Source organism: Myroides odoratus (assembly GCF_965118575.1).
In the GTDB taxonomy this organism is placed as follows: domain Bacteria; phylum Bacteroidota; class Bacteroidia; order Flavobacteriales; family Flavobacteriaceae; genus Flavobacterium; species Flavobacterium odoratum_B.
This window is the reverse complement of record NZ_CBCPHW010000020.1, coordinates 18,665-38,547: the sequence shown is the minus strand read 5'-3', so window position 1 is coordinate 38,547 and position 19,883 is coordinate 18,665. Positions and strand designations below refer to the sequence as shown.

The 19,883-nt window shown below is 35.4% G+C and carries 21 protein-coding genes; 17 read left to right on the top strand and 4 right to left on the bottom strand.

Features of this window, described 5'->3' with window-relative positions; all coding sequences use genetic code 11:
- Nucleotides 1-67 precede the first annotated feature (67 nt).
- From ACMHJ2_RS14950 to ACMHJ2_RS14915, 8 genes are all read left to right on the top strand, one after another.
- Nucleotides 68-814, top strand: a complete 747-nt coding sequence (locus ACMHJ2_RS14950) for an electron transfer flavoprotein subunit beta/FixA family protein (RefSeq protein ID WP_413513674.1) — start codon at nucleotides 68-70, stop codon at nucleotides 812-814.
- A 31-nt stretch (nucleotides 815-845) separates the two neighbouring features.
- Nucleotides 846-1,814 carry an electron transfer flavoprotein subunit alpha/FixB family protein gene (locus ACMHJ2_RS14945; protein ID WP_413513673.1) on the top strand — a complete coding sequence of 323 codons (969 nt, stop codon included), beginning with the start codon at nucleotides 846-848 and terminating at the stop codon, nucleotides 1,812-1,814.
- Between the two features lie 100 nt (nucleotides 1,815-1,914).
- Complete coding sequence (locus tag ACMHJ2_RS14940) at nucleotides 1,915-2,535, top strand: bifunctional nuclease domain-containing protein (protein ID WP_413513672.1); 621 nt, start codon at nucleotides 1,915-1,917, stop codon at nucleotides 2,533-2,535.
- A 20-nt stretch (nucleotides 2,536-2,555) separates the two neighbouring features.
- A complete protein-coding gene (locus ACMHJ2_RS14935) occupies nucleotides 2,556-3,380 on the top strand; it encodes a thymidylate synthase (protein ID WP_413513671.1) in 825 nt (274 codons plus the stop codon).
- A 19-nt stretch (nucleotides 3,381-3,399) separates the two neighbouring features.
- The gene (locus ACMHJ2_RS14930) at nucleotides 3,400-3,780 is read left to right on the top strand and encodes a 2TM domain-containing protein (protein ID WP_413513670.1); all 381 of its coding nucleotides are present in this window, start codon (nucleotides 3,400-3,402) and stop codon (nucleotides 3,778-3,780) included.
- Nucleotides 3,781-3,783: 3 nt separating this feature from the next.
- The gene (locus tag ACMHJ2_RS14925; RefSeq protein WP_413513669.1) at nucleotides 3,784-4,269 is read left to right on the top strand and encodes a dihydrofolate reductase; all 486 of its coding nucleotides are present in this window, start codon (nucleotides 3,784-3,786) and stop codon (nucleotides 4,267-4,269) included.
- Between the two features lie 2 nt (nucleotides 4,270-4,271).
- Nucleotides 4,272-5,066, top strand: coding sequence for a hypothetical protein (locus tag ACMHJ2_RS14920; RefSeq protein ID WP_413513668.1), 795 nt, complete (start codon nucleotides 4,272-4,274; stop codon nucleotides 5,064-5,066).
- Complete coding sequence (locus tag ACMHJ2_RS14915) at nucleotides 5,066-5,686, top strand: deoxynucleoside kinase (RefSeq protein WP_413513667.1); 621 nt, start codon at nucleotides 5,066-5,068, stop codon at nucleotides 5,684-5,686. The genes ACMHJ2_RS14920 and ACMHJ2_RS14915 overlap by 1 nt, the downstream gene beginning before the upstream one ends.
- Nucleotides 5,687-5,727: 41 nt before the next feature.
- On the opposite strand, the gene gldA is transcribed toward ACMHJ2_RS14915, so the two are convergent.
- Genes gldA through ACMHJ2_RS14900 form a run of 3 tightly spaced genes read right to left on the bottom strand, consistent with a single transcriptional unit; the run spans nucleotide 5,728 to nucleotide 7,927 of the window.
- On the bottom strand, nucleotides 5,728-6,636 hold the full coding sequence (gldA, locus tag ACMHJ2_RS14910) for a gliding motility-associated ABC transporter ATP-binding subunit GldA (RefSeq protein ID WP_413513666.1): 909 nt from the start codon (nucleotides 6,634-6,636) through the stop codon (nucleotides 5,728-5,730).
- Nucleotides 6,637-6,683: 47 nt separating this feature from the next.
- The gene (locus tag ACMHJ2_RS14905; RefSeq protein WP_413513665.1) at nucleotides 6,684-7,073 is read right to left on the bottom strand and encodes a DUF1634 domain-containing protein; all 390 of its coding nucleotides are present in this window, start codon (nucleotides 7,071-7,073) and stop codon (nucleotides 6,684-6,686) included.
- A gap of 11 nt (nucleotides 7,074-7,084) precedes the next feature.
- Nucleotides 7,085-7,927: a sulfite exporter TauE/SafE family protein gene (locus ACMHJ2_RS14900; protein WP_413513664.1), complete on the bottom strand. Its 843-nt coding sequence runs from the start codon at nucleotides 7,925-7,927 to the stop codon at nucleotides 7,085-7,087.
- Nucleotides 7,928-8,086: 159 nt separating this feature from the next.
- On the opposite strand from ACMHJ2_RS14900, the gene ACMHJ2_RS14895 reads away from it, so the two are divergent.
- Both ACMHJ2_RS14895 and rsgA read left to right on the top strand, forming a co-directional pair.
- Nucleotides 8,087-9,160: a chorismate mutase gene (locus ACMHJ2_RS14895; RefSeq protein WP_413513663.1), complete on the top strand. Its 1,074-nt coding sequence runs from the start codon at nucleotides 8,087-8,089 to the stop codon at nucleotides 9,158-9,160.
- 89 nt (nucleotides 9,161-9,249) lie between these two features.
- Nucleotides 9,250-10,215, top strand: a complete 966-nt coding sequence (gene rsgA / locus ACMHJ2_RS14890; RefSeq protein ID WP_413513662.1) for a ribosome small subunit-dependent GTPase A — start codon at nucleotides 9,250-9,252, stop codon at nucleotides 10,213-10,215.
- A gap of 85 nt (nucleotides 10,216-10,300) precedes the next feature.
- Here the strand turns inward: rsgA and ACMHJ2_RS14885 are convergent, their stop codons facing one another.
- Entirely contained in the window at nucleotides 10,301-11,185 is an 885-nt protein-coding gene (locus ACMHJ2_RS14885) for a hypothetical protein (protein WP_413513661.1), read from the bottom strand.
- 634 nt (nucleotides 11,186-11,819) lie between these two features.
- Here ACMHJ2_RS14885 and ACMHJ2_RS14880 point away from each other — a divergent pair.
- The 7 genes from ACMHJ2_RS14880 to ACMHJ2_RS14850 all read left to right on the top strand — a co-directional run bounded on the left by ACMHJ2_RS14880 (nucleotide 11,820) and on the right by ACMHJ2_RS14850 (nucleotide 19,808).
- Nucleotides 11,820-13,793 carry a DUF3857 domain-containing protein gene (locus tag ACMHJ2_RS14880; protein ID WP_413513660.1) on the top strand — a complete coding sequence of 658 codons (1,974 nt, stop codon included), beginning with the start codon at nucleotides 11,820-11,822 and terminating at the stop codon, nucleotides 13,791-13,793.
- Between the two features lie 8 nt (nucleotides 13,794-13,801).
- A complete protein-coding gene (dtd, locus tag ACMHJ2_RS14875; RefSeq protein ID WP_413513659.1) occupies nucleotides 13,802-14,254 on the top strand; it encodes a D-aminoacyl-tRNA deacylase in 453 nt (150 codons plus the stop codon).
- Nucleotides 14,255-14,507: 253 nt separating this feature from the next.
- Complete coding sequence (locus ACMHJ2_RS14870) at nucleotides 14,508-14,834, top strand: nucleotide pyrophosphohydrolase (protein ID WP_413513658.1); 327 nt, start codon at nucleotides 14,508-14,510, stop codon at nucleotides 14,832-14,834.
- A gap of 13 nt (nucleotides 14,835-14,847) precedes the next feature.
- The gene (locus ACMHJ2_RS14865) at nucleotides 14,848-16,095 is read left to right on the top strand and encodes a 3-phosphoshikimate 1-carboxyvinyltransferase (protein ID WP_413513657.1); all 1,248 of its coding nucleotides are present in this window, start codon (nucleotides 14,848-14,850) and stop codon (nucleotides 16,093-16,095) included.
- Nucleotides 16,096-16,205: 110 nt separating this feature from the next.
- Entirely contained in the window at nucleotides 16,206-17,255 is a 1,050-nt protein-coding gene (queA, locus tag ACMHJ2_RS14860) for a tRNA preQ1(34) S-adenosylmethionine ribosyltransferase-isomerase QueA (RefSeq protein WP_413513656.1), read from the top strand.
- Between the two features lie 126 nt (nucleotides 17,256-17,381).
- Nucleotides 17,382-18,662, top strand: coding sequence for a kynureninase (kynU, locus tag ACMHJ2_RS14855; protein ID WP_413513655.1), 1,281 nt, complete (start codon nucleotides 17,382-17,384; stop codon nucleotides 18,660-18,662).
- Nucleotides 18,663-18,725: 63 nt separating this feature from the next.
- Complete coding sequence (locus ACMHJ2_RS14850; RefSeq protein WP_413513654.1) at nucleotides 18,726-19,808, top strand: agmatinase family protein; 1,083 nt, start codon at nucleotides 18,726-18,728, stop codon at nucleotides 19,806-19,808.
- Nucleotides 19,809-19,883: the final 75 nt, after the last annotated feature.

The window sequence follows — 19,883 nt, the reverse complement described above, 5'->3', positions numbered from 1 at the left end:
AAATATTGAAAATTAATTCTTATTTTCGTTCACAAGTAATATTGTAAAACAAAAAACTATAATAATAATGAAAATATTAGTTTGCATCAGCCACGTGCCTGATACTACATCAAAAATCAATTTCACGAATGGTGACGCTGAGTTTGATACAAATGGAGTGCAATTTGTGATTAATGCTAATGATGAATATGCATTGACACGTGCCATTTGGTTTAAAGAAAAGCAAGGAGCAACAGTAACGGTAGTTAATGTTGGCGGACCTGATACAGAACCTACTTTAAGAAAAGCATTAGCAATTGGTGCAGATGAAGCAATTCGCGTAAATGCAGTTCCTACAGATGGTTTGTTTGTTGCCAAACAACTAGCAGAAGTAGTAAAAAACGGTGGATATGATTTAGTATTAGCTGGAAAAGAATCTTTAGATTATAATGGTGGAATGGTTCCAGGTATGTTAGCAGCAACTTTGGGATTTGATTTCATCAATTCATGTGAAGGCATTGAAGTTGACGGAACAGCAGTTAAAGCAATTCGTCAAATTGATGGAGGTAAAGAAACGATAGCTGGAAAATTACCTCTTGTTATTGGAGGACAAAAAGGATTAGTAGAGGAGAAAGATTTGCGTATCCCAAATATGCGTGGAATCATGGCGGCTAGAACAAAAGCACTAACCGTTCTTGAGCCTGTAGGAGCTGAAGCTGGAACGAAAGCAGTTAAATTTGAAAAACCAGCAGCAAAATCAGCTTGTAAAATGATTGCTCCAGATAACTTGGATGAGTTAATCAACCTGTTACACAACGAAGCAAAAGTTATCTAATCTAGTAGTTTTAACCGTAAAAAGAAAAAGTATGTCAGTTTTAATATATGCTGAATCAGCAGAAGGAAAATTTAAAAAAGTAGCATTAGAATTAGCTTCTTATGCGAAAAAAGTAGCAGATTCATTAGGAACAACAGTTACAGCTGTAACGGTTAATGCTTCTGATGTTAGCGAATTAGGAAAATATGGCGTTGATAAAGTATTGAAAGTATCGAACGACAAATTAAATACTTTCAACGCTAAAGCATTTGCCGATGTAATCAAACAAGCGGCTCAAAAAGAAAGCGCTAAATTGGTTGTATTATCATCTTCAACGAATAGTTTATATGCAGCACCAGCAGTTGCAGTTGGTTTAGATGCAGGTTTTGCATCAAACGTTGTCGCTTTACCAGAAAGTACATCACCCTTTGTAGTAAAAAGAACAGGATTCTCGAATAAAGCATTCAACTTTACTGAAATCTCTTCAGAGGTTAAAGTACTTGCGCTTGGGAAAAACTCATTCGGATTAGTAGAAACTTCAGGTGCAGCAGCAACTGAGGATTTTGCACCAAGTTTAAATGAGGCTGATTTTAGCTTAAAAGTAGAAGGTGTAGAAAAAGTATCTGGAAAAGTAACCATTGCAGATGCAGATGTTGTTGTATCTGGAGGACGCGGTATGAAAGGACCAGAAAACTGGGGAATGTTAGAAGATTTAGCGGAGGTTTTAGGTGCAGCTTTAGCTTGTTCAAAACCAGTATCTGATGTGGGATGGAGATCACATGAAGAACACGTTGGACAAACAGGAAAACCAGTAGCGGCAAATCTTTATATTGCTGTTGGTATTTCAGGAGCAATTCAGCATATTGCTGGAGTAAATTCATCGAAAGTAAAAGTAGTAATCAATACAGATCCAGAAGCACCTTTCTTTAAAGTGGCTGATTACGGAATCGTTGGAGATGCTTTTCAAGTAATCCCTCAATTAGTAGAAAAATTAAAGGAATTTAAAGCGAAAAATGCTTAATTAGTTTTTTTGATTTAGATAATTTATTCAGACAGTAACTAAATTCCGAAGATTGTTTATCTTTGATTTAGTTACTGTTTTTTGTTTTATAAAGAAGATTATGAGTTTGATTAAGTTGACAGTTAAAGGAATTTCTTATAGCCATTCACAAAATGGAGCCTATGCCCTTATTTTAGATGAAGAGCATGGAGATAGAAAATTGCCTATTGTTATTGGAGCCTTTGAAGCACAAGCTATTGCCATTGCTATCGAAGAAGAAATTAGACCTCCAAGACCGCTAACTCACGATTTATTTAAGAATTTTGCAGACACTTTTGATATTGAACTCAAACATGTAATTGTCCATAAACTAATAGATGGCGTATTTTTTTCAAGTTTAGTCTGGGAGAAAAATGGCGTAGAAGAAGTTATGGATGCTCGTACATCAGATGCCATTGCTTTGGCCATTCGTTTTTTTGCTCCTATTTATACCTATCCTGATATTATGAATAAGGCGGGAATTATCTTAAATGGAAATCCCGAAATAGAAGAGGAAGAATCAGCAGATGACGATATCGCAAGTCAGGTAGAACAGTTTTTAGAATTAGATATTGAGGGCAAGGGCAAAGGCTATAGCAAATATGGTTTACAGGATTTGCAGCGCTTACTAAAGGAAGCCATTGGCAATGAAGATTACGAAACTGCAGCGAGAATTAGAGATGAAATAAGTAAGCGATCATAGTGAATTAAAGGAAGGAAGTAATGAAACAATATTTAAATTTAGTACAAGAAGTTTTAGATAGAGGCGTGCAAAAAGGAGATCGCACAGGAACGGGAACTAAGAGTATTTTTGGTCATCAAATGCGTTTTGATTTAGCGGAAGGGTTTCCTTTAGTTACTACTAAAAAAGTACACTTAAAATCGATTATTCACGAACTTTTATGGTTTTTAAAGGGAGAGACTAATATTGCATACTTAAAAGAAAATGGCGTTCGTATTTGGGATGATTGGGCCGATGAAAATGGCGATTTAGGCCCTGTATATGGGTATCAATGGCGCAATTGGAATGGAGAGGGAATTGATCAAATTAAAGAAGTTATAGACACTTTAAAGAATAATCCAGATAGTAGACGTATTATGGTTTCGGCATGGAATCCAAGTGTATTACCCGATACAAGTGTTTCTTTTGCAGAAAATGTAGCCAATAATAAAGCCGCTTTACCTCCATGTCACTCGTTTTTTCAATTTTATGTGGCAGACGGAAAACTGTCTTGTCAATTGTATCAACGAAGTGCAGATGTGTTTTTAGGCGTGCCTTTTAATATTGCCTCTTATGCTTTATTAACCCTTATGGTTGCCCAAGTTTGCGATTTAGAAGCAGGCGATTTTATTCACACCTTTGGCGATGTTCACATTTACAACAACCACATCGAACAAGTGAATTTACAACGAAGTAGAGCACCTTATGCTTTGCCAAAAATGAAAATTAATCCGAATGTAAAAGATATTTTTAGCTTTACTTATGAAGATTTTACGTTAGAAGATTACGTATCACATCCGGCTATTAAAGGGAAAGTATCTGTATAATTTCTAATCCAAAAATGCTATGGAAAAAACGGAAGCAATTAAACAGTATGAATATGCAAAACATCGAATCAAACAGCGAAAAATGCTGTTATTTCATTTGGTTGTTTTTGTATTGGGATCCATGGTTTTGTATGGAATCAATATGTGGGTAAAGGACCCACAACTTGTTGGGGTTTGGTGGACGTATGCGGTAGGAGCTTGGGCGCTGTTACTCGTCTTTCATATTATCAATGTTTTAGTTGTTAATCGCTTTATGGGACCCGCTTGGAAAGAACGTGAAATTGAACGTTTGATAGCCCTACAACAAGAAAAAATTAGGGAATTACGCGCTAAAGTTGAAAAAGACTTTCCTTTAGTAGATGTAAAACGCGATTTAAATCAAGAAGATCTAAAACCGTAAAAAATGATTACGCTTATAGCTGCTGTAGCAGAGAATAATGTATTAGGTAAAGACAATGCAATCATCTGGCATCTACCCGATGATTTTAAGCATTTTAAAACAGTAACATCCCATCATTATATCGTAATGGGGCGTAAAACCTTTGAGTCTTTTCCGAAGCCCCTACCTAATAGAACCCACGTGATTATTACAAGGCAACAAGACTATGTAGTTCCAGATAATTGCGTGGTTGTACACAGTTTGGAAGAAGCATTGGAATATACGAAAAAGGAAGCGGAAGTTTTTGTCATTGGCGGTGGTGAGATCTATAAATTGGCGCTGCCTTTAGCTGACAAATTAGAGTTAACTCAAATTCACGCTTCTTTTGATGGAGATGCGTTTTTTCCTGAATTTTCAACTTCTGACTGGCAATTGGAGAAGGAAAATTATCATCCACAAGATGAAAAACACGCCTATGCTTTTACTTTTCAAACCTTTACTCGAAAGTAAATATGAAGAATTTTATCGCTTTTCTTATTCTTTGTGCTAGTTTATCCGCAGTAGCACAAGATACCCTTGTTGCTCATTATTTAAATAGTGAAGCACTCAAAGAAAAAGAGATTTTTATAGGCAAGGATATTTTTGATAATACCTTTACAAAAGAAGAAAATAGCTTGCGTAAGCGAAGTAAATACAGTTCGGAAAATTTCAGTTTACCTAAACTAGGGACCTTAAAAATGGTTGATTTAACCAATGCTTTATTTCCCATACTATTCTATAGTGATTTTAATTCAATTGTTTTACTGAGTAAGGAGCTCGCTTTGTTGAATACTATTGATTTAAATGGTCGATTTTCAGCAATGGATCCGATTTATATCGGAACAAGTACGCAGAAAAATTTGTGGATTGTCAATCAAGCGAATCAAAGTGTTTTGCGTTACAATCTAAGTACTTTGGAGGTACGCAATATTTATACGATCAAAGAAAATTCAATCAAGACGTATCAATCTACCTTAAATTACCTGTATCGTGTTACTTCTACTAATCAAATTATTGGAATTGATATTTACGGTAATGAAGTTTTAAACTACACCTTGCCCTCCGCCTATGATCAGATTCAGATTCTAAATAATAAACAGGTATTTTATTCGTATCTAAATAAGCTGTATTATGTTGATATGGAGAAGAATAAACAATATGAAATTAAAGTTGAGGTAAAAAGCATTTTAAGCTTCTTTTATAACACTCAAAAATTGAGTATTTTTGCCGAACAGAAAGTAAATAATTATCAAATAAAATTACCGTAATGCACATAGCAATTGCCGGAAATATTGGGGCGGGAAAAACAACATTAACAGATTTATTAGCCAAACATTATAGATGGGAGGCGCATTATGAAGATGTAGTCGATAATCCGTATTTGGATGACTTCTATCATCAAATGGATCGTTGGTCATTTAATTTACAAGTCTATTTTTTGAATAGTCGTTTCCGTCAAGTGCTTCAAATTAGACAAAGTGGAAAAACAATTATTCAAGATCGAACGATATATGAGGATGCTCATATTTTCGCTCCGAACTTGCATGCGATGGGCTTAATGACCAATCGCGATTTTAAAAACTATTCTTCCCTTTTTGATTTGATGCAAGACTTAGTTGCTGCACCAGATTTATTAATTTATTTAAGAAGTTCGGTACCTAATTTAGTGGGACAAATTCACAAAAGAGGCAGAGAATATGAAAACTCTATTTCTATTGAGTATTTAAGTGGATTGAATGATCGCTACGAGCATTGGATCAAAGGATATGATAAAGGCAAATTGTTAGTCATTGATGTAGATGAGTTAAATTTTGTTGATAATCCAGAAGACCTAGGTTTTATTATCGATAAAATTGACGCGGAAATTAATGGTTTATTCAAAGTATAAAAAATAAAAAAAGAGCTTTAAAAGCTCTTTTTTTATGAATATTAGTTCGTATCTGTAGTTGTAAATTCGTGAAAAAGTTTTTCTAAATTTTTATTCTTTGGTTGCAACGACAGTGTTTTTAATCCTTGTTGTTGCGCAAAATCATACACCGTAGCTCGGTAGTCCTGATCTGTTGGAAAAACAAGTTCCCATTGTGCATCGTGGATGTGATTTGCTTTAATCAGATGAGGGATTTTATCAATAAATTCGATTTCTATCTTAAAGTCAAATTCAACAGCAATAATTTGCTCCTGTTGATTTTCTAATAGGGTATCCAAAAATTGATCAGCAACGATCTGCCCCTTTTTAATGATAATCACACGTTCACAAATGGCTTCTACTTCTTGCATAATATGAGTAGAAAGAAAAACTGTTTTATCTTTACCCACCGTTTTGATTAACTCTCTTATCTCAACCAATTGGTTGGGATCTAAACCCGTTGTAGGCTCATCTAAAATGAGCACTTCAGGATCATGCAATAAAGCCGTTGCAAGCCCTACCCGTTGACGATACCCTTTAGATAGTTGCCCTATTTTTTTATGTGCTTCAGGTGTAATACCTGTTTGTATAATAACCTCTTCAATGCGCTCTTTTTTTACTTTGTATATAGAAGCATTAAACTGTAAATACTCGCGAACATACATGTCTAAATACAGCGGATTGTGTTCTGGTAAATAACCAATGGATTGTTGTACTTTTTTGGCTTGAGTCGATACATTGTATTCATTGACATAGGCCACACCTTCGTCACTGTGAATGAAGGTCGTTAGTATTTTCATGAGTGTTGATTTTCCCGCTCCATTAGGACCTAAAAAACCAACAATTTGTCCTTTGGGTACGGTAAAACTTATCGCCTTAAGCGCTTGTTGTTCGCCGTAATATTTACTAATATTTTCTACTTTAATAGACATATTCAATCATATTCAATGGGGGGTTAGCAAAAACAAATGTAGGTAAATTAATGGGAAAAACCGAAAGACAAACTAAGAATGATAACCGAAATTACAATCAAAGTTATGATAACGTATAGGGTATCTTTTTCTAGAAAAAAGGAGAATAAAGATAACACCAAACGCAGAGCAGGTGTTAGAAATAATAATAACACACCCAAAAAGATGATGGATTCGCCATTCCATTCTTTAATACCACTGAGAATTGTTTTAAAAACAACAAAAAGATTTTGATCTTTTTCAACAAAGGTGGAGAAAGAGACAGTTTGTTGTGAATCTTTAAGGAGCAGAATAATTCCTCCAAGTATCGTTACGGTTAAGGCACTTAATACGCCATAGCGTAAAACATTACCTATAACACTTTGCAATTGTTTATCTGTAAATTTTGATGTACTCATCGTTTTGCGCTTTAAATTTTTCCTGTTATTCCGTTATAGATCATATTTAGTGCAATAATGAAAATCAGTACAGCAAAAAATAACTTGAGTTTTTTGGTGTTTGCTTTCATTAAAACTTTTGCTCCAAGCATGGATCCGATAAGCACACCTATAATCACGGGCATACAGATGGTAGGTTCAATGTATCCTTTTTGGATGTAAATAACAGAACTAGCAATGGCCGTAACTCCCATCATAAAATTACTTGTAGTGGTAGATACTTTAAAAGGTACTTTCATAATGGTATCCATAGCAATTACTTTGAATGCACCAGATCCAATGCCCAATAATCCCGACATCATACCTGCTACACCCATCATGCTAAATCCCCCTAATACATTGGTCATGCTGTAAGATACAGTCTGTCCTGTGCCTGTTGGGTAACTTCCTGCGAGTTTCAACTTTTTTGCAAGTATACTTCCTTGCTCCGGTTGGATGAGGTGATCTTCTTTTTTTCGAACTGAATTCAAAGAAGAAAAAATTAAAGTAGCGCCAAATATAATAGCGAGTAGAGAGGTAGGGGCATTGGTTGATAAAAGCGCACCTACTACGGCACCAATGGTGGTTGCGATTTCGAGAAACATCCCCAAGCGCATATTGGTGATTCCTTCTCTGACATAGGCTGAGGCTGAACCAGATGAGGTAGCTATGACCGATACCAAAGCAGTTCCAATGGCATAGTGTATATCAACACCAAGAAAAACGGTGAGTAAGGGGATGATGATAATTCCACCGCCAAGCCCAGATAAAGAGCCGATAAAACCAGCCGCTAAAGCACCCAGAAATAAAATTAAAATTAAAGTTAGTACTGACATTAAGGTTGAATTTTTTGATGAAAAGTAAAAGTATTAATTATTATAAAAATCAAGGAATAAAAACGAACTTATCTCAAGTTTTGCGTTTTAACCTTTTGGGTTAATTCATTTTTTTATGGAATATAACTCGTAAATTTGTATGAATTGAAATCGAAAAACATGAGTAAAGATTGGTTAGCTGCTTTTCAAGGACAAACACCCGCAATTATTGCAGGACCATGTAGTGCCGAAACACCTGAACAAGTATTGCAAATTGCACATGCTTTACCCAAAGAGGTAAAGGTTTTTCGCGCTGGTATTTGGAAACCACGTACAAAACCAGGTGGATTTGAAGGGGTAGGCGCGATTGGTTTAGATTGGATGAAACAAGTAAAGGAAGAAACAGGTTTACTTTTAGCCACCGAGGTCGCTACAGCAGAACATGTTGATTTATGTTTAACGAGTGGAATTGATATCCTTTGGATTGGGGCTAGAACAGCAGCTAATCCATTTTCAGTGCAAGAAATTGCAGACGCCTTAAGAGGCACAGATAAAATCGTGATGATAAAGAATCCTATCAATCCCGATTTAGCACTGTGGATGGGCGGTTTAGAACGATTAGAAAAAGCTAATATTCAAAAATTAGGTTTGATTCATCGCGGATTTAGTACCTATGAAAAAACAAAATATAGAAATATTCCGGAATGGCAAATTCCTTTAGATATTAAGTCAGAATTACCTCATATTCCTATTTTTTGTGATCCTTCACATATTACAGGTCGTAGAGATCGCATTTTGGCTGTCTCTCAATTGGCTTTGGATCTGAACTTTGATGGCTTGATGATTGAAACGCATGGCAACCCTGAAAAAGCATGGAGTGATGCAGCTCAACAGGTAACACCAGATCAATTACAAAAGATCCTCCAAACGCTGAAGTTGAGAAATAGCACAGATGATACCGAAGAATACTTGCAAAAACTTCAGGCTTGTCGCATTCAAATTGACGACATGGATAGTAAATTGTTGGACTTGTTGAAGAAGAGAATGATGATTTCTGATGCAATAGGTTCGCTTAAACGCGATAAGAATGTAGCTGTTTTTCAACAAGAAAGATGGAATACAATCTTGGATAAAATGAGGCAAGAAGGGGAAGACCTTGGATTCACAGAGGAGTTTATCCGCACGATTTATACCGCTATTCACCAAGAAAGTATTTATCGCCAAGATCAAGTGATTAATAGAAAAGAAGAATAAAGATTCACCAAATCATAGCGAAGAGAAAGACTAGTAATTTTATACCTAGTCTCTTTTTTTTACATAGATTTTTAAAATATATTTGCCCTATGAAAGGAACTGTTTATAAATCAACGGGAAGCTGGTATATCATAAAGGGAGGAAATGGACAATTTTACAATTGCCGTATCAAGGGAAAGTTTCGCCTTAGAGGAATTAAGAGCACGAACCCTATTGCTGTTGGAGATCATGTAACATTTGAATTAGAAACCACCAATGACGCAGTTACAGGTGTGATTAGTGACATTGCTCCTCGTATGAATTATATTGTACGTAAATCCGTAAACTTATCGAAACAAGTTCACATTATTGCCTCGAATATCGATACAATGTTTTTAATTGTCACGATTGACAATCCTGTGACGACCACAAGTTTTATCGATCGCTTTTTGGTTACAGCTGAAGCCTATGGTATTAAAACGGTTTTGATTTTTAATAAAATTGATACCTATTCCGAAGCAGCCTTAGATGAACAATTGTATCTACACTATATTTATACTCAAATAGGTTATGAATGTTTGCGTGTTTCTGCTTTGGAATCAAAAGGATTAGATGCGATAAAAGAACGTATGATAGGTAAAGTATCTATGTTTTCTGGACATTCAGGTGTTGGAAAATCAACGTTAATCAATGCTATTGAACCAGGTTTAAATTTAAAAACAGCTCAAATTTCAGAACAACATCAGCAAGGTCAGCATACGACAACATTTGCTGAAATGTTCGATTTGTCTTTTGATGCTGCTATTATTGATACACCAGGCATCAGAGGTTTTGGCGTTGTAGATATGGAACCTAAAGAAGTAGGGGATTATTTCCCAGAGTTCTTTGCTCTAAAAGATCAATGCAAATTTAATAACTGTTTGCATAAAGAAGAACCCCATTGTGCAGTTAAAGAAGCCTTAGATAATGACCAACTCGCTTGGTCTCGGTATAAATCATACATCCAAATTTTAGATGGTGAAGAAGAACACTATCGAACGGATATTTATAAAGATGGACAAAACCAAGAAGAATAAAAAAATAAAACCAACGTTATACTATATTGACAAAGGGCTGCTTCATTCAATATGAAGCAGCCCTTTTAGTATTAAAAAAATAAAATTAAAAAGTTGCAGAATAGTACGTATAACCAAAGCGGTACGTCGCCATTTCTAGTAACAAAACGCTTTTCACCGTTTGCGATAAAGATGCATCTTGTAAAACAGCGGTTTCCATTTCTTTAGAAAAGGCAGTAAAAGTTTTTGAATCATTTACTTGAGAGAAAATGGTTGCGTATAATTTTGAGATGGATTCAAAATCTCTTTGGTCTTTGAGCTGTTCAAAGGTGTGTATTGGCATATCAGAAACCTTCGCTCCTTCTTCTAGTGAGGGCATAAAGTTTTGTAAAAAAGCAACAGCGTTTTCTTTTTCATAGCTTGCATGTATGCCTAGTGCTTCTGCTTGCGTGTAAATTTTATCATATACCATAGCAATTAAGTTACTTTTTGGAATCGTTGATAAGGTTGGGTCTTTGAGTACTTCATTGACCAAAACGTAGTGCTTGTACCCTAAATCGTCCATTGTATTTTGCTCAAATTGGGCGGTTTTAATTTGTTCGATATTAGAAAGAACAACCGTTTGATAGGCTCTTGTATCAGGGGGAGCCAGTATACCTTTCTTCGATTTATCTGGAGTTAAGGCTTCTACTACCGAAGCAGATGCTCCAACCAATAAAGCTTCTTTCCAATCGCTTTTTAGTCCGTGTTTGGCAGCATAGGCAGCTGCTGCCTTTGCATCTGCCGCTGCTATTCTTTTTAACCAACTCCAAAAATCTAGCTTGGATAGACCAGAGGTAGTTGTTCTATCAGGCTTATACGTTTGGGTAATGTGTTCATAGGCACTTGTAGGGTCGACTTTTTGCGAGATGGGCTCGTTATTCGATTGATCTGAACTACAAGACATAGTTAAGAAAACGAGGCTTACTAAGATTAAAATTTTCTTTTTCATATTCATAATGATTTAGGCCAAGCCCTCTAGGCTTCGCAGGTTTATAAACGGATAAGGTTATATCAGCTGTAAATAAAAGGAAAAGAAGGAAATAGTATTAACTTTAGTATTTCACTTCTGTTATTTTATTAGCTAGATAAACATGCAAATAGCAATAGCTATTTGATCTTTTTAAAGAATCGATGGATTAAGGCCGGCCAATTAATCAGAGGTACAACTTTTTGCAAAAGTTGAAAACTCAAATTCTCAAAAAACACTAGAGTCATGACTCTTGTTATTGTGTGGAATAGTATGTATTTTGTGTGATATATATATTTATGAGGTATTTTATTGCGAATAATATACTTTTTATGCGTATTATTTGAATAAAATTAAATTAAAAACATTTTGCAATTAGTTAATAAAGTGTTAAATATAGAATTAAGGTAAAAAATGCAACCAACTACGTATTTTATTATTTTTAAATTGCTGTTGTTCAATGCATTGTTCCTAATTTTCCAGAAGAGGTATAGCTGGTTTTTATTTTTATAAAAAGGCTAAAACGCAGGAAGGCTAAAACCTCATTAAAATAACCTAGAAAACAGAAGTAGTTTTGTATTTTTGATACGAATAATAACAAATGCCCTATAGAACTATGAATAAGATTGTACTATTTACTTTAGGAGTTTTTAGTTGTCATGCGCTTGCTCAAAATTCACCAAGTGTTTTGCCCCCAAAAGAAAAGATTGAAATACATAGCCCTGCTGTAGCTTTGCAAAATGCTGAGGCCGTTGTGTTGGATGAAGTATGTGTGGTAGAATATGAATTTTCAGAAGATAGTGGTTTTTCAATTGTTCAAAAAGTAAAGCGAGTAATTCAAATTAATAAGAAAGAAGGAATTAGTCACGCAAGTTTGATTGTTCCTTTTTATTCAGGGCGCTATGCGAAAGAAGAAGTTGTTATTGAATATTATAAGATTTATCGAACCCAAAATAACAAAGAAGAAGTACTTGTTATTGACAGGGCTTCCAATAAAAAAGTAGATAATGAGTTCTACGTCAAAGAAATTAAAGAAGATGACATCCAAGTAGGTGATCGCATTGAATATAGTTATACTAAAACGATAGATAATATCGATGGTATCCCCACTTGGTATTTTCAAGAGGATATTCCTAAGCTCAAAAGTAGCTATACGGTTATGATTCCGGATAACTTAACTTATTTAATAACGAAAACAGGCGATTTTGCGATACAAGAAACGAAAGAAGTAACGCAAACAGCACGTAATTTATCCTCTTCTCGATGGGGTACTTCTTACCGTTTTAAAGAAGCCATTCTCAAATTTAGTGCTGTAAATATTCCCGCTTTTGAATATGAACCTTTTAGGGGGAATACCCAAAATAACAGAAGTTCGATTCGCTTTGATTTAATTCAATTTCAGTATCCAATGGAGGCCTCTGTTGTTATTCCGCATGAACCAGTGGCAGTAGCCAAAGAAATATATAAAAACAGAAATTTTGGTCCTGAATTACGTCAAGAGAAATTTTGGAACAAAAACACTGAAAATCTGGAATTAGAAGGGCTAAATGAAAAGGAGAAAACAGCGAAAATAACAGCTTTTATTCAGAATCAAATCAAGTGGAATCAACAGTATGGGTATGCGGCTGAATTTGGTGTTAAAAAAGCATTTAGCCAAGGACTGGGAAATGGAGCTGATATTAATATCGCTTTAATAGGCGCATTGCGTGCAGGTGGATTGGTTGCTGAACCTATCGTCTTGAGTACGCTGTCTAATGGGATAGCCTCTATTTTATTTTCCCGTTTTATTAATCATGTCATTGTTGGTGTAAAAATAGAGAATCAATTCTATTTGATCGATGGAACGATGTACAATGCGCAACTGAACCTGTTGCCCTTTGAAGATTTGAATGGACAAGGTTGGATGATTACGGATCAATATGCAGTAACAAAGGTCGATTTAGTACCTAAACAACTTTCATTTAGACAAGAAGAATTTAGCTTAAATTTAGATACTTCAGGTACCGTTTCGGGAAGTATGCAAACCAAATTGACACGGTATGAAGCGCTGGCATTTCAATCCAAATACACGGAAAGTGCTGTGAACAGAAGTCGCAGGGATATTGAATCGCGCACGAATCAATTCTTTCTGAGTAAAGGGGAAATACTACCTGCTAATACAGGCGATATAGATTTACAATTTCAAGTACAAAAATTTAACTTTGCAACGGTTGAACAAAAAACAGCAAAAATGGAATTTAATCCCATGCAGTTGTATCGCGATCAAGAAAATCCATTTTTGAGTGAAACGAGACAATTCGATATTGATTTTGTTTTTCCTTTTATGGATATTTATAAGGTGATTGTCCAAATACCAGAAGACTATAAAGTACAAACGTTACCGGCAGATGAAGTATTTACGAGTAAGAAACTAGGAGTGAATATAACTTATGAAAGTAAGGTTTTAGAGGCAAATAAAATACAAGTTGGGTTTAGTTTTCGGTTGATTAATCCCTTGCTATCTAAAGAGGATTATGAGGAACTGCAACTTTTGTATGCTGCCATGAATCAAAAGATGAAGCAGTCTATCGTTTTAGAAAAAATTAAATAAGTAAAAAATTGAGAGTAGTAATACAACGGGTCACAGAAGCTTCTGTTAAAGTAGATGATGCAATTACAGGAAGCATAGGCAGGGGGCTATTGGTTTTTGTAGGCATAGAAGAAGTCGATATCCACCAAGATATCGAATGGCTTTCTGGAAAAATAGTAAACTTGCGTATTTTTGAAGATGAACAAGGCGTAATGAATAAGTCTGTTTTAGATATAAACGGCAATGTGTTGATTGTTAGTCAATTTACCCTGCATGCTTCAACGAAAAAAGGCAATAGACCTTCTTATCTCAGAGCTGCAAAACCCGATTTTGCAATTCCAATGTATGAACAATTTATCACGCAAATTGAACGCGATTTGAATAAAAAAGTGCAAACAGGTATCTTTGGTGCGGATATGAAAGTAGCTTTACACAATGATGGACCTGTTACTATTTGTATAGATTCTCAAAATAAAGAATAATGAAAAATACACTCATCAAATTTTGCTTATTTACAGTAATCTACATTTTGTTTTCGTGGATTATTGCCAATGATTTTGTCTGCGCCTTACAAGGTGATCTAATTTGTTTGCAAAATGTAGCGGTTCGCTATTTGATTTTCATAGTGCTCATGCTCATCTATGAAAAATGGGTTAAAAACAGATTGTTTAAAAAAAACAAATCATAAAACCACAATAAAACCAAATTATAAATAAATAAAAATACAACGATAAGATGAATATTAAAGACGCACAAGAAGCCGTAGATAGTTGGATTAAAGAACACGGTGTTCGCTATTTTAACGAGTTAACAAATATGGCACAATTAACCGAGGAAGTTGGTGAAGTAGCGCGTATTATTGCTCGTCGATATGGAGAACAATCCGAAAAAGAAAGTGATAAAAATAAAGATTTAGGAGAAGAGTTAGCAGATGTCGTTTTTGTTGTACTGTGTTTAGCAAATCAAACAGGCGTTAATCTGCAAGAGGCTTTTGATAAAAAAATGGATCTTAAAACAAAACGAGATCACGATCGTCATCACAACAATGAAAAATTAAAATAAGGACAAGCTAGTTATGCGAGTTTCCCTACAAAAATCAGCTTTACAATCCGGACAAACGGTTCTAATTTCAGGTAGTAAATCGGAAAGTAATCGCCTATTGGTATTGCAAAAATTATTTCCTCAACTTACGATTGAAAATCTAGCGGATGCGGATGATGTAGTAGCTATGATACAGGGATTGAATGCGAAAGATCAGCTCGTTAATATCCATCATGCGGGTACAGCTATGCGATTCTTAACGGCTTATTTTGCTTTGTGTCAAGAAAAAAAGATGGTGCTTGAGGGAAGTGAAAGAATGCATAATCGTCCAATTGGCGTTTTAGTGGAGGCCTTAAGAAGCTTAGGAGCAAAAATTGAATACGTGGACAAAGAAGGTTATCCGCCTTTATCCATTGAAGGAATTCACGCTGAAGGTGGAGTAGTAAGTCTACCTGCAACTATTAGCAGTCAATATATCACAGCCTTGCTTTTAGTGGGAAGCTCTTTAAAAAAAGGATTGACGGTTCATCTTTTAGGTGAAATTACTTCAAGACCCTACATTGGGATGACCCTTTCGTTATTAAATACATTGGGCGTTTCAACAACTTTTAAAGAACAAACAATAACCGTTCACCCTCCGCTCAAACTAAAGCAAACGCACTTTACGGTTGAAGCAGATTGGTCTTCAGCTTCTTATTTCTATTCATTTGTTGCCCTATCTCCAATCGGTACTACGCTTCGATTGGGCAAATATAAAAGCGTTAGTTTACAAGGAGATGCTGCTTTAGCTGCTATTTATGAAAAATTAGGAGTTCAAACTATTTTTGAAACGGATGATTTTATACAACTAATAAAAAAAGAAATACCTCAAAAAGCTTTTATAAGCGATTTTAGTCATACCCCCGATTTAGCACAAACTGTTGTTGTCACTTGCTTTGGTTTGGGAATTTCTTGTCAGATACACGGTTTGCATACCCTAAAAATAAAAGAAACAGATCGATTGGTTGCACTGCAAAATGAATTGAAGAAATTAGGAGGGAATCTTGAAATTACAGTGGATGCTTTCTTGCTGAGCACTTCAAAAACAGATCGACAATCAACAGACAAACAAACAACAATAGGTATAGATACGTATCAAGATCACAGAATGGCAATGGCGTTTGCACCACTAGTCGTACAAATGGATTTACTTATTGAAGAGGCTGAGGTAGTGAGTAAGTCCTACCCTAAGTTTTGGAACGACCTTAGAAAACTAGGTATTCAGGCCATTGAATCCGTGTGATAAATAAAAAATAGTGCTAAATACTTGACAACCCCTATCTCAAGGTTGTATATTTGCAAAACCTAAAAAGAGCTTACCTCTTTTTATTGAACTAATTAAAATTATTTTCAATGAAGTTATCAAACTTTAATTTTGATTTGCCAGAAGCATTATTGGCAGAGTTTCCAGCTGAGAATAGAGATGAGGCTCGCTTAATGGTTATTGATCGTAAAGCGGGAACTATCGAACATAAATCTTTCAAAGATGTTGTGGATTATTTTGGAGAAGGTGATGTTATGGTTTTAAACAATACGAAAGTATTTCCTGCACGTCTTTATGGAAATAAAGAAAAAACAGGTGCCAGAATTGAAGTGTTCTTATTGCGTGAACTAAATGAAGAACAACGTTTATGGGATGTTTTAGTAGATCCAGCACGTAAAATTAGAATTGGAAATAAATTGTACTTTGGAGAAGATGATTCATTAGTTGCTGAGGTAATTGACAATACGACTTCTAGAGGGAGAACGTTGCGTTTTTTATATGATGGCTCTTACGAAGAATTCAGAACAAAATTGCAAGAGTTAGGAGAAACGCCAATTCCAAAATACATCAATAGAGAGGTTGTTCCTGAAGATGCAGAACGTTACCAAACTATCTATGCTAAAGAAGAAGGTGCTGTAGCAGCTCCAACAGCTGGTTTACACTTCTCTAAACATTTGATGAAACGTTTAGAAATCAATGGAATTAAATTTGCTGAAATTACACTTCATATTGGATTAGGAACTTTTAATCCAGTAGAAGTAGAAGATCTATCCAAACATAAAATGGATTCAGAAGAGTATGTAGTATCCCAAGAAGCATGTGATATTGTTAATAATGCAAAGATAGAAAAACACAGAGTATGTGCCGTGGGTACAACTTCTATGAGAGCGTTGGAAAGTTCAGTATCATCGAGTCAAACTTTAAATCCATTTAACGGGTGGACCAATAAATTTATTTTCCCTCCTTATGAATTTAGTATTGCTGATTGTATGATCACAAACTTCCATATGCCAAAATCTACCTTATTGATGATGATTTCTGCTTTTTGTGGTCATGATTTAATGATGAAAGCATACAAAGAAGCGGTAGCTGAAGGCTATAAATTCTATTCGTATGGAGATGCGATGATGATTCTATAAAATTCATTAAAAAATATAATACGATTAAAAAATCCCTTGCTGAGCTAGCAAGGGATTTTTTATATGTGGAAAATGATAGAAATAGTGATAAAAATTCTATTTTTACCAAAACCAAAACCATATCTAATGAAATTTGAAAATACGTTAGCTTTTGCTCAAAGCCTTGATGCTAAAGATACCTTGGCGAACTATAGAAATGAATTTAATTTCCCTAAAGTAAAAGGAAAACAAGTGATTTATTTTACAGGTAACTCGCTAGGTCTTCAGCCTAAAAGAGCTGTAGATTATGTTAATGAAGTAATGACAGATTGGGCAGAGTTAGCCGTGGAAGGCCATTTTTATGCCGCTAAACCTTGGTGGGATTACCACGAAAGATTTAGTGAGCCTTTGAGTAAAATTGTAGGGGCAAAGCCTTCTGAAGTGACTGTGATGAATACCTTAACCGTGAATCTTCACTTGTTAATGGCTACTTTTTACAAACCTTCTGGAAAGAGAATTAAGATCTTATGCGAAGAAAAAGCCTTCCCAAGTGACCAGTATTTAATTCAAACCCAAGTAAAATGGCATGGATTGGATCCAAAAGACGTCATTGTTGAGGTAAAAAGAAGACCTGGGGAACACAACTTTAGAATGGAAGATATTCTAGCGCAAATTGAAGAAGTTGGCGATGAGTTAGCTTTAGTATTAATTGGAGGCTTGAATTATTATACGGGACAAGTACTCGATATGAAAACGATTACCGCAAAAGCACATCAACAAGGGGCTTATGTAGGATGGGATTTGGCACACGCAGCAGGAAATATCAATCTAGAATTACACGATTGGGAGGCGGATTTCGCTGCCTGGTGTAGTTATAAATATATGAACTCAGGACCAGGAAATGCTTCCGGCTGTTTTATCCATGAAAAACACCATACAAATAAAGAATTAGTTCGCCTTGGCGGATGGTGGGGACATAATAAAGACAGACGCTTTTTGATGGAACCTACGTATGATCCAATTGAAAGTGCGCACGGATGGCAAATTAGCAACCTTCCTATTTTATCTTTAGCTCCTTATTTAGCTTCTGTAGAGATGTTTGCAGAAATTGGAATGCCGCGATTAATCGAAAAGAGAAATCTGATTACGGCCTATTTAGAATTTATAATCAATACCATTGGTGCTGAAGTAGGGGGTAATTTTGAAATTATTACACCTTCTGAATCAAAGGAACGCGCAAGTCAATTGTCTATTTTATTACATGGAGAAGGTAAAGCAATGTTCACGTATTTAATGGAGGAAGGCGTAATCGTGGATTGGAGAGAACCCAATGTAATTCGTTTAGCTCCAGTACCATTATATACGAGTTTTGAAGATATGTATCACTTCGGACAAATATTGAAAAAAGGAATTCAAAGTCAAAAATAATTGAAGTAGTACGACTGTGATTTAATTCATAAATTTGCAGCGAAAAATAACAGCTTAATACCTATGTCAACAAAGCAACAAAAAATAGAGACCTTTGATCCGTCTCAACCTGGATTAGCAGATGCTACCATCTATGGTTTGCCTTTTACCGCAGAAGAAAGTGAAATAATTGTGGTTCCTGTGCCTTGGGAAGTAACGGTAAGTTATGGAGCTGGTGCATCAGAAGGACCAGAAGCCATTTTAGAAGCTTCTTATCAAGTCGATTTGTTACATCAAAACTACCCTGAGCTTTGGAAGTTGGGTATTTATTTTGATGAAGCACCTGCGCATTGGTTGGAACAAAGTGCAAAGTATAAAGCATTGGCTCAACCTATTATTGAAGCTTTGGAAGAAGGAGAACGTTTAGAAGACCACCCAGCTTTACAAGCTAGCTTACTTACAATCAATCAGGTTTGTGATACACTACACAAAGAAGTAGAAGCAAAAGTAACGGATTGGATGAGTAAAGGTAAACGCGTTGTTTTGTTAGGTGGCGATCACAGTACACCGTTGGGTTACTATAAGGCCGTAGCGAAACACCACGATTCATTCGGAATTTTACATTTTGATGCGCATATGGATTTAAGAGAGGCTTATGAAGGCTTTACGTATTCTCATGCCTCTATTATGTTTAATACCTTGAAATTACCACAGGTTGAAAAAATTGTTCAAATTGGTATTCGCGATTTCTGCGAACAAGAAGTAGACGTAGTGAAAAGCTCAGGTCGTGTTTTCGTACATACCGATGTGGATTTGAAAAAAGACGAGTTTGAAGGAATGAGTTGGAAAGATAAATGTGATCAAATTATTGCTTCTTTGCCACAGAAAGTGGTGATTAGCTTTGATATTGATGCTTTATTACCTTGGTATTGCCCTAATACAGGAACACCAGTACCAGGTGGATTAACGTTTGAACAAGCCACGTATTTAATAACGAGACTTTCTGAAACCAAGAAAGAAATTATTGGAATGGATTTAGTTGAAGTTGCTCCAGGAGAGGATGATTGGGATGGAAATGTAGGAGCAAGACTTTTGTTCCACATGTGTGGAGCATTTGCAAAATCACAAGGATTGGCTGTGGGAAAAGAACTAACATTTGTAAAATAAAAAAATAATCCCTTTCAAAAGGGATTATTTCTTTGAACTTTTTTGGAAAAAAAAGTTGATGATACTTAAAATGAT